This window comes from Microcoleus sp. F10-B2 (assembly GCF_036704965.1).
Lineage (GTDB): Bacteria > Cyanobacteriota > Cyanobacteriia > Cyanobacteriales > Microcoleaceae > Microcoleus.
In genome coordinates, this window is sequence record NZ_JAUBTB010000004.1 from 91369 (window position 1) to 104760 (window position 13392).

At 42.9% G+C, this 13392-nt stretch carries 15 protein-coding genes; 12 read left to right on the forward strand and 3 right to left on the reverse strand.

Annotated features, from left to right (window positions below; genetic code table 11):
• Positions 1–93 precede the first annotated feature (93 nt).
• Together QUA99_RS02740 and QUA99_RS02745 are read left to right on the forward strand one after the other, a co-directional pair.
• Positions 94–2613 (forward strand): GTPase, encoded by a 2520-nt coding sequence (locus QUA99_RS02740; RefSeq protein ID WP_333236296.1) that lies wholly within the window; start codon positions 94–96, stop codon positions 2611–2613.
• 6 nt (positions 2614–2619) lie between these two features.
• The gene (locus QUA99_RS02745; protein ID WP_333156531.1) at positions 2620–4374 is read left to right on the forward strand and encodes a GTPase; all 1755 of its coding nucleotides are present in this window, start codon (positions 2620–2622) and stop codon (positions 4372–4374) included.
• 72 nt (positions 4375–4446) lie between these two features.
• On the opposite strand, the gene QUA99_RS02750 is transcribed toward QUA99_RS02745, so the two are convergent.
• Both QUA99_RS02750 and QUA99_RS02755 read right to left on the reverse strand, forming a co-directional pair.
• A complete protein-coding gene (locus QUA99_RS02750) occupies positions 4447–4674 on the reverse strand; it encodes a hypothetical protein (protein ID WP_445250970.1) in 228 nt (75 codons plus the stop codon).
• Complete coding sequence (locus QUA99_RS02755; protein WP_333343267.1) at positions 4664–4930, reverse strand: DUF6972 family protein; 267 nt, start codon at positions 4928–4930, stop codon at positions 4664–4666. The genes QUA99_RS02750 and QUA99_RS02755 overlap by 11 nt, the downstream gene beginning before the upstream one ends.
• Positions 4931–5026: 96 nt before the next feature.
• Here QUA99_RS02755 and QUA99_RS02760 point away from each other — a divergent pair, with 96 nt between their 5' ends.
• The 8 genes from QUA99_RS02760 to QUA99_RS02795 all read left to right on the forward strand — a co-directional run bounded on the left by QUA99_RS02760 (position 5027) and on the right by QUA99_RS02795 (position 10173).
• Entirely contained in the window at positions 5027–5176 is a 150-nt protein-coding gene (locus tag QUA99_RS02760; protein WP_333236292.1) for a hypothetical protein, read from the forward strand.
• A 30-nt stretch (positions 5177–5206) separates the two neighbouring features.
• The gene (locus QUA99_RS02765; RefSeq protein ID WP_333236291.1) at positions 5207–5419 is read left to right on the forward strand and encodes a type II toxin-antitoxin system HicB family antitoxin; all 213 of its coding nucleotides are present in this window, start codon (positions 5207–5209) and stop codon (positions 5417–5419) included.
• On the forward strand, positions 5412–5639 hold the full coding sequence (locus QUA99_RS02770; protein WP_333236288.1) for a type II toxin-antitoxin system HicA family toxin: 228 nt from the start codon (positions 5412–5414) through the stop codon (positions 5637–5639). The genes QUA99_RS02765 and QUA99_RS02770 overlap by 8 nt, the downstream gene beginning before the upstream one ends.
• Before the next feature lie 468 nt (positions 5640–6107).
• The gene (locus QUA99_RS02775) at positions 6108–6335 is read left to right on the forward strand and encodes a hypothetical protein (protein WP_333236286.1); all 228 of its coding nucleotides are present in this window, start codon (positions 6108–6110) and stop codon (positions 6333–6335) included.
• Between the two features lie 429 nt (positions 6336–6764).
• Positions 6765–7184 carry a transposase gene (locus QUA99_RS02780; protein WP_333343271.1) on the forward strand — a complete coding sequence of 140 codons (420 nt, stop codon included), beginning with the start codon at positions 6765–6767 and terminating at the stop codon, positions 7182–7184.
• A gap of 493 nt (positions 7185–7677) precedes the next feature.
• Positions 7678–8607 carry an energy-coupling factor ABC transporter permease gene (locus tag QUA99_RS02785; RefSeq protein ID WP_333236281.1) on the forward strand — a complete coding sequence of 310 codons (930 nt, stop codon included), beginning with the start codon at positions 7678–7680 and terminating at the stop codon, positions 8605–8607.
• Positions 8600–9277 carry an energy-coupling factor transporter transmembrane protein EcfT gene (locus QUA99_RS02790; protein ID WP_333236279.1) on the forward strand — a complete coding sequence of 226 codons (678 nt, stop codon included), beginning with the start codon at positions 8600–8602 and terminating at the stop codon, positions 9275–9277. The genes QUA99_RS02785 and QUA99_RS02790 overlap by 8 nt, the downstream gene beginning before the upstream one ends.
• Before the next feature lie 161 nt (positions 9278–9438).
• Positions 9439–10173: an ABC transporter ATP-binding protein gene (locus tag QUA99_RS02795; protein ID WP_333236277.1), complete on the forward strand. Its 735-nt coding sequence runs from the start codon at positions 9439–9441 to the stop codon at positions 10171–10173.
• A 273-nt stretch (positions 10174–10446) separates the two neighbouring features.
• Here QUA99_RS02795 and QUA99_RS02800 read toward each other — a convergent pair whose 3' ends face one another.
• Positions 10447–11451, reverse strand: coding sequence for an ion transporter (locus QUA99_RS02800; RefSeq protein ID WP_333236275.1), 1005 nt, complete (start codon positions 11449–11451; stop codon positions 10447–10449).
• Positions 11452–11693: 242 nt separating this feature from the next.
• Between QUA99_RS02800 and QUA99_RS02805 the strand changes: the two genes are divergently transcribed.
• Together QUA99_RS02805 and QUA99_RS02810 are read left to right on the forward strand one after the other, a co-directional pair.
• Positions 11694–12701 (forward strand): 2-hydroxyacid dehydrogenase, encoded by a 1008-nt coding sequence (locus QUA99_RS02805; protein ID WP_333236273.1) that lies wholly within the window; start codon positions 11694–11696, stop codon positions 12699–12701.
• A gap of 196 nt (positions 12702–12897) precedes the next feature.
• Positions 12898–13335, forward strand: a complete 438-nt coding sequence (locus QUA99_RS02810) for a CAAD domain-containing protein (RefSeq protein ID WP_333236271.1) — start codon at positions 12898–12900, stop codon at positions 13333–13335.
• Positions 13336–13392: the final 57 nt, after the last annotated feature.

Genomic DNA, 13392 nt, shown 5'->3' on the forward strand with positions numbered 1-13392 from the left:
TTTTTCAGTAGCAAGCAACTAAATGTGACTTTTTATGACCTATATCGAGATGACCAATTAACTTTGCAATTACCAGATATTGAATAAATTAATATGTCTGACCTAATCTCAAAAACCACCGAACACCTAGACTACCCATTTCTATTAGTCACGCACATGGTATGTGCGGATCAGCAGATTCACAGTGAAGAGTCGAAAGCACTACGCGAACTAGCAACGCATATCGGCGCTTCTCAACGCACTCTCGCTGAGATGGAAAAAATTCTGGCTCAAGACGAAAACCAGCTTTCTGTAGAGGATTTAGCTCGGAAAGTGTCGCCCGGTAAGCAAAGTGAGGCCATGTCGCAAATGTTGGCGATCGCCTATGTTGACGGTTTCTGTTCAGCATTAGAACGCCAGATGGCGGAACAAGTAGCACGGATTTGGAACTGGCCACCGGGAGAAGTACAGCGACAGTTGGCAGAAGTTGGAGCCTTCACTGATACCCGATTCATAGGCGAACACAACCAACAACAGAAAGTCTCTTTCGGTGCGCGTTTCCTTAAAGGGGCTGATTCTCTCCTTTCACGGGCATTGGTGGATAATGTAGCAAAGCTCACTGGGAGTGAGCAAAAAGTTGAACAAATACGACGGGAAATCCTGTTAACTGGGCCAGAATATGATGAGGCGATTCGTCAGTGTGCAGTCATCGCGGATGAAGATTACAAATTTGCAGAATTGGCACTTAAAAGCACTTTATCAGCACTTAAAAAATTGGACAAAAATATTCAAGTTGCTATCGAAGACATCAAACATAAAACAGGTGGTAAAGGTCAAGCTACCACAGCTAAGGAAGTCGCCAAGCAACTTGAGGATACTAGAAATGATCTAAGTGCCGAAATTATCAAAGAAATTGAGAGTGTACGGGAGTCACTTCGTGCCAAGGAACGCGCTCTCAATCATTTCAGCATCACCTTTATGGGCAGAACTAAGGCAGGAAAAAGCACTCTTCACGCCATCGTTACAGATGATGGGTGGGATGCGATCGGTGTAGGCAAGCAACGCACAACTCGGTTTAATCGGGTGTACGAGTGGAAGAATATCCGCATCATTGATACTCCTGGGATTGGCGCTCCCGGTGGTCAAAGTGATGAAGAAATTGCTAAAAGTATTATCGACGAGTCAGATGTGATTTGTTATGTGGTGACAAATGACAGTATCCAAGAGAGTGAGTTTGGTTTCTTGCGGCTATTAAAGGAAAAAGCCAAGCCATTAATTATTTTACTGAATGTCAAGAACAACCTGCGCGATCCTCGACGGTTGGAGCATTTCTTACAGAACCCTGATAAACTGTTTGAAATGGATGGTCAAAGCGGTATTGGTGGGCACATTCAACGTATCCGCCGGTACGCTAAACAGCATTATGCTAATGACTACTTCGATATTATTCCTGTGATGTTGCTGGCGGCGCAGCTTTCCCGCGAACCAGAACACGTCAAGAAGAAACAGGAGCTTTTTAAGGCAAGTCGGATGCAGAAATTTCTGGAGTCAATCCGTGTATCTCTGGTTAATCATGGGGCAATTCGTCGCTCTCAAACTCTGCTTGGTTCTACCGTAGGTGCAATTGATCATCCTAATAAATGGGTGAATCAACAAGCTTTAGTCTATGAAAAATTGACAGGAACTCTGAAAAATAAGCGCGAGGGAATCCAAAAAGACCTCCGAAAAGCAGCTAAGGACGCTAAAGACTCTTTAGTTCAACAAATTGATAGTATTTTTCAAGATACTATCAATGCTATACCATCCTTTGCAGAAGATCATTGGAACTCTAAAGAAATTGCGATAAAGGTGGGATGGCAACAAAAATTAAAAGCACTTCGATTTGAAGAACGCTTAAAAATAGCTTATCAAGAGGCGAGCAAAAATTTTAATAAGGAAGTTCAGGAAGCTCTGGAGGAAATAGGAAATGAATTACAGCTAATATCTCAGCTTAGCAGCAGCGATTTCAGCTTTACTGAGCAGGATTCAAACAATTTGCGAGATTTTGTGCGAATTGGTAGCAGTCTGCTCTTGATAGCTTCTGCTATTATAACGTTCTTCGCCCCTCCTATTGGTCTCGCTATCGGCATCGTAAGTGCTGTGGTTAGCGGGATTGTTGGAATGTTTAAATCCCAAGATGAAAAGCGACGCGAAGCTGTTATAAATATATCTACTTCATTGGAAAGTCAGCTCAACACTCATCGGCAAAGAACTCTACAGCAGGCTAAGGGGGACTTTGGCAAGTATTCTGATTCTGTAACCAGGAATATCAACATCTATTTTGAAGAATTGATTGCAGGGCTAGAGGCGATCGCCACTGAGCTTGAAAAAGCAAAAAACAGGTTATCAGGTACAGCAAATTATCTAAATCGTGCTTATGCTAAGCGAATTATTGACTGGTGTGTTGAAGAAAATGAAACTCTCACAGATGAGCGGATCAACGAAACCATTGCCAAAGTTCAGCGAGATTTCGGGCGTAGTAAAATGAAAATTGTTACCAAATCCCAAGTTCAGCTACTAAAATCCCTAGAGGATATTAAACACATCCTTCAAGAGGATATTTCCTTTAGCCTCAAATCTACTAAAAAGGACTAAACTATCATGACTCAGAACAACCCCAACTTTAAAGCGGCTGATGTCGGTGCTTATTTCAAGAAAACGCTAGTAAAATTTGACAATTTGCTGGCTCAGGGAAACACAGCCGAACTAACAGCGATTCGCCAAAAAGTGCGCGATGAGTTAAAAGAGTATCGAGAACAGGGAATTGTCGGCGTAGCTTTTGTGGGGCAGTACAGTGCAGGCAAATCAACTATTATCTCTGGCATGACAGGACGACGCGATATCCGTATTGATGCTGATATTGCTACTGATAAAACTACCAATTATGACTGGAACGGGATCAAGCTAATTGATACGCCTGGACTTTTTACAGACCGCCAAGATCACGATGAAACTACTTATGAAGCGATCAACAAATCAGACTTGCTGGTTTTCTGCCTCACCTATATGCTCTTTGACTCACTGACAGCAGAGAATTTCAAGAAGTTAGCCTATGAAAAAGGCTATCGCTGGAAAATGATGCTGGTTATTAATAAAATGTCTGATGAAGCAGGAGAAGAAGAGCAAAAAATTGTCAACTACCGCCAAAGTCTTGCCGATGCACTGAAGCCTTACAGTCTTGATGAATTTCCTATCTGCTTTATCGATGCCAAAGACTACTGTGAAGGCATTGATTCTAACGATGATTTTCTGAGGGAAATCAGCCGATTTCCAACTTTTATTGAGGCGCTCAATCAGTTTATAGAGCGTCGTGGCTCTCTTGCTCGTTTTGATACACCAGTCCGAATTGCCCTTAGCTGTGTTGATGATGCTCAGTTGAGCTTTACTCGCAACTCTAGCGAAGATTCTACTTTTTTTGAAGTGCTAACACGGTTATCTCGCACCGTGCGTAAAGAGCGCGATCGCCTGCGAACCAAGGTTAAAAATATAGCCCTGGAGATGTCTTCAGGAGTTGCTAGCGAAGGTAACACTCTTGCCGCAGCAGTAGGTAGCGATCCGAACTTTGAAAGGCTTAATAAACAAACTGAACTCAACGTGCAGAAGCACTATGAGAAAGCAGAAACCAAACTGCAAGAAGCTGTTAATGTAGCAGTTGACGATATCCAGCAGGAAGTTGAAAAAGTTCTAGAAGGTGATCTAGTCAATAGTTTTGTTGCTTGCCTAGATAAAAATCAAAATATATCAGCCCAAAATCCTGGTTCTGGTATGGATGTGGAGCGACTTAAAGACCAAGTTAACTGGTTTAAAAAAATTGGTGAGACGGCCGGAGTGGAGCTGACTAATTTGGCAACGAGGGGTTTTGCACAGACCGCTGGACAAGGCTTTCTACGTTCTAGAGATGTAGTAGGAAGCGGTCTACATCAAGGTGTTGTGGCTGTGGGAAAATTTGTCGGCTTTAAGTTTAAGCCTTGGCAGGCGGTTGGTATGGCCAAAAACATCGGCAATGCTGCTAAATTCCTGGGGCCGGCTCTAGCACTTGTTTCAGTAGGAGTAGATATTTTACAAATGCAACAGGAACATCAGCGAGAAAGGCAAATGTCTGATGTCCGTCGTGATATTACCAGTCAGTTTCAATCAATAGCAAAAGACTTGGAAAATCAAATTGAAATACAGCTATTTGAATTTGAGCAACAGGTTTACGGAGAGATTGAGAAGAAAATTGCAGCCGCTCGTCAGGAGGGAGAGGAAGCGATTTCTGCTTCTAATACTTGGGTAAAACAACTGGCAGACATCCGTAAGGATTTTGATGTGATTATCCAGTCCATCACGAAGGCTACAGCTAATCCGAATACTTGAAGCTGAAAAAGCCCGATCGCCCTTACGTCCCAAATTGTCCAAAAGTGCGATCGCCCCTTCAACTTGCATCATTCAAACTAACTCCGACACACTCAGCCGCCCTTCTACGGGTTCATATTCATCCTCTAAAAGCCAATACTGCGCCTCATCATAACTCTGACTAGAAAACACAACCTTATAACCCTCAGCCGGATCGTATATGCGACAATTCCCCTCAGCATCACTTAGTAATAAAAGCAGATAAGGCGGTGAAAGATTTGGATCGATCCATACCTCTGTGAATTCCCAGTTATTCTTCACTAAATCGGCTTCGAGGCGTAACGTGGTATCGGTTTTCTGCATCAACTTTTATCTCTCCGTAATAAAGTAAAAGACGGCTACCATCCGGGTCAACTCTATAACCAATTGATTCAACAAAAAACATACCATAACGATCGTAGCCCCGAATCGTACCTGTAAATTCTCCATCTTCTATTATGGCTTGAGCTACCTGATTCATAGTAGCCTCATCGTTAAAAACATGAGCAGCACGTCCTTTATTAAGCAGTCTTCTCATTTGTGGCGTGTCTGGCAAGTGTTTCGCAATGTGCCTGCTGTCAAGGGTGATTTGGCAATTAATTCCACTCATTAATTAATTACTGAGCATACAAGTATGATTAAATCATGCGATCGCCCTTACATCCCAACTTGTCAAAAAGCGCGATCGCCCTTACATCCCAACTTGTCCCAAAGCGCGATCGCGCCTCTTCCCCTGTACTTGCAAAAAAATTACATCCAAGATAAACTAGGAAATAGAAACTAAGCAACCTCTGATGCTGAAAGCAAAAATATAATGAAAACTAAAAGCTTCACAGTCATCATTTACAAAGAAGAAGATATGTACATTGCCGAATGTCCAGAAGTCGGCACAATTGACCAAGGCGAAACCATAGAACAAGCGATAGCCAATCTCAAAGAAGCTACAAGGCTCTATCTCGAAGAGTCTCCTTTACCCGACGAAATCACTCCCAGGTTTGTAACTAGCATAGAGGTTAGCTATGCCTAGCTTGCCCAGAATATCAAGCCTAGAAGTAATTCGCGTACTAGAGCGTTTAGACTTTTATCAAGCCAGACAAACGGGTAGCCACGTTGTCATTAAAAAGCCTCTTCCAGACGGAGAAATTGTTTGCGTTGTGCCACTCCACCGCGAGTTAAAAATTGGTACTCTCAGCGGTGTTATAAAGCAAGCAAAGGTCACACCTGATGAGTTTATAGCTAATTTATAAGTGAGAATAACCGGGTTTCGTAGATGAGTTTTTGTAGCTTGTAGGGGTCGATCGCGATCGTAATGAAATAGCGATCGCCCTTACGTCCCCAATTGTCAAAAAGCGCGTGAAGCGCAGCTATCCCGTAGGGAATCGCCCCTACATGAATTATTCAAACTAACTCTGACACTCTCAGCCGCCCTTCTACGGGTTCATACTCATCCTCTAAAAGCCAATACTGCGCCTCATCATAACTCTGACTAGAAAACACAACTTTATAACCCTCAGCCGGAGCGTATATAGCAATCCTAAATTATTTTCAAGATCGCGAGTATGATACAATTATATACAAGAATCGAACGTGACAATAAAAAAATGAATAACTTAGAACGTGAATTCAAAAATTGGTAAAACGAAATAGCTAAATTAGAGTCTTTAATTAAGAGCGTTCGAGATGCAATAGAGCTCAAACGATCAATAGCGGTCAGGATGGCGCTTGAAGGTAAACTATACCACAAAATCAGCAAAATCTTAGGTGTAAGTAAATTTTTTGTAGGTGACTGGAAAAAAATATTTAAAAGCAAAGGAATTTCAGGAATCAAATTGGGTTATCAAGGGTCGCGCGGGTATTTAACAGAGCTACAAAAGGCTGAAATAATCGAGTGGCTCAAGAATCAAAATTCTTGGAATTTAGATAAGTTAGTAGCTTATGTATAGCGAGATTTTGGTGTGGTATATCAATCAAAACAAAGCTATTATGAACTTTTCATTAGAGCGAATATCAATCGAGAAATAACTCAAAAAAAACATCCAAAGTTTGATAATGAGATAGTAAAAAAAATAGATAATAAATCAACCAGATGTTGTCCGAACACAGGCTTAGTATAGAATTCAGGGAAATAATAGTATTTTTTTTATATGAATCTCATCTGCTTCAGCTTCATGGCGATATAAATGGCTGCGTTTGGGGGAGATACGATCGAAGGATTGAGGTCCCGATTGCTAATGAAAAAGGGAGACAAACTTATTTGGGCATTGAATTATCAAAGCCAAGAATCATACATTCAAAGTTATCCATCTGGCAATGGAGAATCAACAGTTAAATTTATCAAATACTTACAAGATAAATATAAAGGTCGGAAAATAATGTTCATTTTGGATGGAGCTAGTTCTCGTAGATTTGGAGCATTTAAAGACTTTTTGTCGGAAGCAAATCGCGATCGAGAACCAGATGATTGGTCAATTACTTGTGTATTATTTGCTCCCAATGCTTCACAACAGAATCCCGTTGAATATATTTGGGTGCCAGCTAAAAACTTTTTGATAAAACACTGGTATTTATGTAATTCTTTTAAGATATTCCAATTTGTATTGAATTTTTTACTAACAATTTTACTAACAAACATAAATTTTACTTTGCCAAAACTCATCAGTACACTTATACATAAAAAATCATTGAGGATTGCTATAGTTGAGGTAATTAATAACAAATTAAAACTTTTCAGACGTAGTGGATTTGGTTTTAGGAATTTTAAAAATTTTGAAACGCGAGCTTTACTTTTTTGACATTTTCCTATAAATTTAGCTTACTAAGTAAGGAAGATCCAGAACACGCAATACTTTGGCTTTGACTAGCTATCTGCTAATTTCACTGCTGCGCTTGTCAAAAACTTAATGCTATTTATTCTCAAGAGCTAAAAATAAAACCAATGAGGGATTTTCAGATGATTCTTTATATTGTTTTAATATTCTTGTTTTAGCTTGACGGTGAATACAATTTTGCAGTTGAATCTGTAAAGAAATATTGATAATTTTTATCAAAAAGCTTCGATGTGGAGGTGGTCGGTAAAATATCAAAATAATTCTTAAGGATTATTTAATGTACAATTTCTCCTCCTCAAATTTCTGCCCCTGAGGCGGTAATCTATATCAAAAGACCGATCGCCCGCCGCCAATCCCCCGATCGCTCGCCGACACCAATACCCCCAGAGGGGATGGTAAATTTTTGTAAAAAATAGTTGACTAAAAGGTTGGAAGTTTTCTCGTTTGGGATAGATCGATGCACATACCTGATGGTTTTCTTTCACCGCCAGTAGCCGTTGCCACCGGCATAGCAAGTGCAGCAGCAATCGCAGTTGCCCTAAATCGAACCCGCGCCAGTCTTGGACTGCGGCAAGCCCCAATCATGGGCTTAACCACAGCTTTCGTGTTTGCGGCCCAGATGATCAACTTTCCGGTAGCCGGCGGTACCAGCGGCCACTTGTTGGGAGGGGCGCTGGCATCTGTAGTTTTGGGGAGCCCTTGGGCGGCAACTCTGGCGATGAGCACGGTTTTTATAATTCAAAGCGTCTTGTTTGCCGACGGGGGCATCACCGCCCTCGGAGCCAATATTTTTAACATGGGGCTAGTTGGCATTTGGGTGGGCTGGTGGCTGTTGCAGCCGTTGCAGCAACTCTTGGGAGGTTCCAGAAATCGTTTGCCCTTAGCTGCAGGTATAGCCGCCGGTCTGAGCGTCGTGGCTGCTTCGATTTGTGTGGCGATCCAATTGGCAATTTCTGGAACAGTAGGGCTCAATATCGCATTGCCAGCAATGGTAGGCGTACATATTTTAATTGGGATTGGCGAAGGGGTAATTACAGGTGGTGTTTTAACTTATCTCGTCAAAGTGCGGCCGGATTTACTGCCGGGACAACAGCCACAATTGCAGAAATGGGTAGTGCCAGTAATCGGAGTTTTATTAATTTCCGGGGTGCTTTCGCTGTTTGCTTCAAGTTGGCCTGACGGGTTAGAAGCGGTAGCCGAAAAATACGGCTTTAAAGATAAAGAAGCTGTGGCGATCGAAAATCCCACTCCTTTAGCAGATTACACAGTTAAAGGATTAGAAGAACAGCCTATTGGTACTAGCATTGCTGGACTTTTAGGGTCTGCCTTCAGCTTCGGCGCGGCTTTTGGGATTGCTCAGTTGGTGGTAAAACCTAAAGATGTCTAAACTGTCCATACCTTTTCGATTGCGAGTGTCTCTCACAATTGTGATTGGCATGGGTTTTCTGAAGACAGGCGCTTGGCTGTGGCTGGGAGTTTATGGGGCGATCGCACTTTTTTGGTCGTTTTGGCTCAGGGCTCCGGCGCGAACCCTAGCGCAACTTTTGGGAGCAGAATTGCTTTTTCTCTCCTTATTAGTGCTGCCCCAAGGTTGGGAACGCGCCAGTTTTTTGTTGCTGCGTTCCCTAATTTGCTTGCTCATTATGAACAGTTTTCTGCTAACTTTGCCACCCCACAGTTTCGGAATCGCCCTCAAAGGATTACCCCTACCAGCAGGATTGCAAGAGATTGTACTTTTAACAGGACAATACTTAGAAATCCTCCTGGCCGAAGTCAACCGCATGAAAATATCTGCCCAACTCCGGGGCTTGTCCGGTACGGGAGGATGGCTGCGCTACGCCAGTGCTTCCATGATCGGAGCCCTTTATTTGCGAAGTCTCGATCGGGCAGAAAGAGTACACGCAGCCATGCTAATTCGCGGCTATCAAGGAAGTTTGCCCGCCGACTCAAAATCCACACCAAAAGAGCGACTCTGGCTGACAATAACAATTTTAACAGTAGCCGGATTAACAACAGCTTCTTACGGTAATTGGGAATGGGTAATTGGGAATGGGTAATTAACTGGTTCCCATGAACAACCTGGGAACCGATTTCACTCTTGCTCTGCCTCGCTTCTTGTGGAGGGAAATTGGAGGCAGAGCCTCCCAATCTGCGTTCCCAGACAGACCCTGGTAACGAGTAAAAATTATTCAATCTAAAATCTAAAATCTAAAATCGGATGACTAATCTCAAATCCCCGCCAACAATCGAAGTGCAAGACTTAGTATTTGGCTATCCCGAGCAAAAGCCAGTGTTGCGGGGAATTTCGTTTACTTTGCAGCCGGGAGAAAGAGTTGCTCTACTTGGCCTGACAGGTGCTGGTAAAAGCACTTTGCTAGAAAACTTGATCGGATTAAAAATGCCTCAATCCGGCGAGATTAGAGTGCAGGGAAAGAAGCTGGAAGAGGCGACTTTATCGCAGGCGCGCAAGCAGATTGGATTTTGCTTTCAAGACGCTAACGACCAGCTATTTATGCCGACTATTTTAGAGGATGTAATGTTCGGGCCGCGGAATTACGGAGTGCCTCCGAGAGTTGCGCGCGATCGAGCTTTAGCCCTATTAGACGAATTCGGTTTAGTAGAATTTGCCAACCGTTCGGCCCACGAACTTTCGGGAGGTCAAAGAAGGTTGGCAGCATTAGCAGCAATTTTAGCATTACAGCCGGCAATTTTAATCTTAGATGAGCCGACTAACGGACTCGATCCGTCGTGGCGGCGTCACTTGGCTAAGGTTTTGTCCCAATTGCCGATCGAGGTAATTTTGATCGCGTCCCACAATTTGAATTGGATCGGGAAAACGACTCAAAGGGCATTAGTTTTGGCTGACGGTCAGATTCAGGTCGATCGAGAAACGCAAGAATTGCTAAAAGATCGATCGACTCTTGAATATTACAATTTGCCGCCAGACTGGTAATTAGCCATTAGTCATTACTGCTGTACGTAAAGCGGTCAATCGATTTTAGATTTTAGATTTTAGATTTTAGATTGAAGCATCCACCTCACGGATGAATCCGGGGGGCAAGTTTCATCGGATACAAGTTTTTTATTTCTCCGTCATGAGTCTGCGAAGGAATGAATCCGAGGGCTTGTATCCTGGATGCTTTCGGTGCTAACTGCAAGTGATTGCTTTCCTTCGGCTTGCTCTGCTAACACTTCTGTCGCAATGACAGGCCATATATATCTGTAATTAAAGCTCGAATTTCCGAACAGCTTCATTATAAAAATGAACAGCTAAATCGCGAATAATTTCTTCATTTGTAAAATCATTGCCTAACTTTTCTTTCGCCGTTAAAACACAGATTTTCATCAACTCGGATGAACTTTCGATGTGCAGCGCGATCGCACTTTGGTTTTGTTGAAACCCGACCTCGATTTCCGCCAGCATTTTGACCGATCGATCGTTAGCAGATTGCTGTAAATTTGCCGCCACTTTTTCCTGCTTTCTCCTTTGTACTTCCTCGGAAAAACCCGCAGCAATGAGCCCCGCAGGTAACGCAAAAATTCCGATTCCCAAAAATGCTAATATTGCTCCTAAAAACTTCCCTAAAGGAGTGATTGGATAAATATCACCGTAACCGACAGTAGTTAATGTCACAACTCCCCACCACATTGCATCGGGGATGCTCGCAAAAGTTTCTGGATGGGCCTCGTTTTCAACAAAATACATGACGCTAGAGGCAAATATTAACAGAATAAAAACTGCAAAGGCAGTGGCAATCAACTCCTCTTTTTTAGCATACAAGACTGTTCCCAGAGTTCTGAGTGACTCTGAATAACGGCTCATTTTTAGCAACCGCAACAAGCGCAGTAGGCGAATTAAATTAACGAAGCTTAAATTAGGAAATAACAGCAATGAGTAAAAGGGTAGGATTGAAATTAAATCGATCAGACTTAGCGGTGTAAGACCGTATATCAATCTTCCCCAAAGCGGGTGGCTGTATCTGCTATCGACTGTACACACCCACAACCTCAAAAGATATTCTATGGTAAATACTAAAGATGAAACAATTTCAATATTTTCCAAAATAAACTTTTGTTCTGGGGACAATGTGGGTGAAGTAGAAGCAATAAAAGCTGCGACGTTTATCACAATTAAACAAGTTATAACAATATCGTCGGCTAAACTGTATAAATTGCCGATTTCAGATTTTTCTAAAATTTCATAAATTTGAGTTTTGATTTGTTTAGGCATCTGAGTTTCTCCTAATAAATGAACAATCAACGCTCGCACTTTACTACAGTATAAGCAATTAGATTCAAAAAATAAGCAGGAGTTGGCCTCAAGTTAAAAATTGGTTTCTTCAGAGATGCTCTCGTTGCGAAACTCAATATCGATCTTGGAAACTGGGTTGTTTGGGGCAACGGCATTCTAGTAAAATTTAGAGTCGATCTGAAAAGAATTTCCAACTATTACTGGGTTTGCAGGCAAAAATCATGAAGGTAGCCGTATTCAGCACCAAATCCTACGATCGCACATTTCTGGAAGCAGCGAATGTCGGCGGCAAACACGATTTAGTTTTTTTTGAACCGCGTCTGAACTTGGAAACCAGCGTTTTGGCTGCTGGATTTCCGGCAGTCTGCGCGTTCGTGAACGACTCCTTGGACGCGAAAACGCTGCTGGGCATTGCCCAAAATGGCGTCCGCTTGCTGGCCCTGAGATCCGCCGGATTCAATCACGTCGATTTAGCAGCAGCGAAGGATTTAGATCTAACTCTCCTCCGAGTTCCGGCTTATTCTCCCTACGCAGTCGCCGAACACGCAGTCGCTTTGATTTTGTCCCTCAACCGCAGAATCCATCGGGCATACAACCGCGTCCGCGAAGGCAATTTCGCCTTAGACGGTTTGTTGGGTTTTGACCTCCACGGCAAAACGGTGGGAATCGTCGGAACAGGCAGAATTGGCGCAATTACTGCCCAAATTCTGCACGGATTCGGGTGCAGTCTGCTGGGATACGATGTTTATCAAAACCCAGATTGCCTCGCCCTAGGTATGGAATACGTCGCACTCCCGGAACTGTTCGCCACCTCTGATATTGTCAGCCTCCACTGTCCGCTGATACCGGAAACTTACCATTTAATCGGTGCAGAGGCGATCGGGCAAATGAAACCCGGGATGATGCTGATCAATACCAGCCGCGGTCAGTTGATTGACACTAAAGCTGTTACCAAAGCACTGAAGTCTGGTATAATTGGCTACCTCGGTTTAGATGTTTACGAACAAGAGACGGATCTGTTTTTTGAGGATTTGTCAAATCACGTCATTCAAGACGATGTTTTTCAACGTTTGCTGACTTTTCCCAACGTCCTGATTACCGGACACCAAGCTTTTTTCACCGAGGAAGCTTTGAAAAATATCGCCGAAACCACGATCGCCAATATCACCGACTTTGAACAAGGACGCCCATGCCCCAATCAAATCGACCTCGATCGAGTGAAAAAATGAGTCAAAAGACCGATTTGGCAGCGAAGGCAATTGTTTAAAATCAAGTCATATCGTTATTTTTGCTTGCAATTTGTGAAACTCTGCCTTAGTCTCATCAATTAGTCCCTGCAGCGCGGATGCTGTGCTAATTGCCGGAGAATTATACTGGCAGCAATTCACAGCCTGCAATTTTACCTGACAACGGAGGAAGTATCCAATGACACAAGCTAACTTTTCGGACGAGACACAAACAATCACTGAAGTCGTCACAGTAGACCTGGTGGAGGACGAACCGGGGGTCATGACTGCAGTGACAACCACAGAAACACCGACCAGCCAGTTGCAAGATATTAAAGACCAAGTTATTACAATTTTGTCGGAACTTCCAGCCTATCTCTCTAATTTTTTTGCTGACTACCAAAAGCCCCTCATAACTGTTGGTTTAATCCTGGCAGGCGGTATTAGTATTAAGGTAATGCTGGGAGTTTTAGATGCTCTTAATGATGTCCCTTTGGTGGCTCCAATTTTTGAGTTGATTGGCATGGGATATACGGGTTGGTTTGTTTACCGATATCTGCTCAAGGCTTCCGATCGCCAAGAGTTGTTAACGGAAATTGATTCTTTAAAAGAACAAGTTGTAGGTAAAGATTCTTAAACGGATGTTGAAGGAAGAGGGAAGAGGGAAGAAGGAAGAAAGAGGATTTTTCCCCCT

Coding starts and splice junctions, on each gene's coding strand:
- QUA99_RS02790 (WP_333236279.1), top strand. CDS start 8,600: ATGTCTAAACTGTCCATACCTTTTCGATTGCGAGTGTCTCTCACAATT.
- QUA99_RS02775 (WP_333236286.1), top strand. CDS start 6,108: ATGGCGCTTGAAGGTAAACTATACCACAAAATCAGCAAAATCTTAGGT.
- QUA99_RS02740 (WP_333236296.1), top strand. CDS start 94: ATGTCTGACCTAATCTCAAAAACCACCGAACACCTAGACTACCCATTT.
- QUA99_RS02795 (WP_333236277.1), top strand. CDS start 9,439: ATGACTAATCTCAAATCCCCGCCAACAATCGAAGTGCAAGACTTAGTA.
- QUA99_RS02785 (WP_333236281.1), top strand. CDS start 7,678: ATGCACATACCTGATGGTTTTCTTTCACCGCCAGTAGCCGTTGCCACC.
- QUA99_RS02780 (WP_333343271.1), top strand. CDS start 6,765: ATGTTCATTTTGGATGGAGCTAGTTCTCGTAGATTTGGAGCATTTAAA.
- QUA99_RS02805 (WP_333236273.1), top strand. CDS start 11,694: ATGAAGGTAGCCGTATTCAGCACCAAATCCTACGATCGCACATTTCTG.
- QUA99_RS02770 (WP_333236288.1), top strand. CDS start 5,412: ATGCCTAGCTTGCCCAGAATATCAAGCCTAGAAGTAATTCGCGTACTA.
- QUA99_RS02755 (WP_333343267.1), bottom strand. CDS start 4,930: ATGAGAAGACTGCTTAATAAAGGACGTGCTGCTCATGTTTTTAACGAT.
- QUA99_RS02760 (WP_333236292.1), top strand. CDS start 5,027: ATGATTAAATCATGCGATCGCCCTTACATCCCAACTTGTCAAAAAGCG.
- QUA99_RS02765 (WP_333236291.1), top strand. CDS start 5,207: ATGAAAACTAAAAGCTTCACAGTCATCATTTACAAAGAAGAAGATATG.
- QUA99_RS02810 (WP_333236271.1), top strand. CDS start 12,898: ATGACACAAGCTAACTTTTCGGACGAGACACAAACAATCACTGAAGTC.
- QUA99_RS02800 (WP_333236275.1), bottom strand. CDS start 11,451: ATGCCTAAACAAATCAAAACTCAAATTTATGAAATTTTAGAAAAATCT.
- QUA99_RS02745 (WP_333156531.1), top strand. CDS start 2,620: ATGACTCAGAACAACCCCAACTTTAAAGCGGCTGATGTCGGTGCTTAT.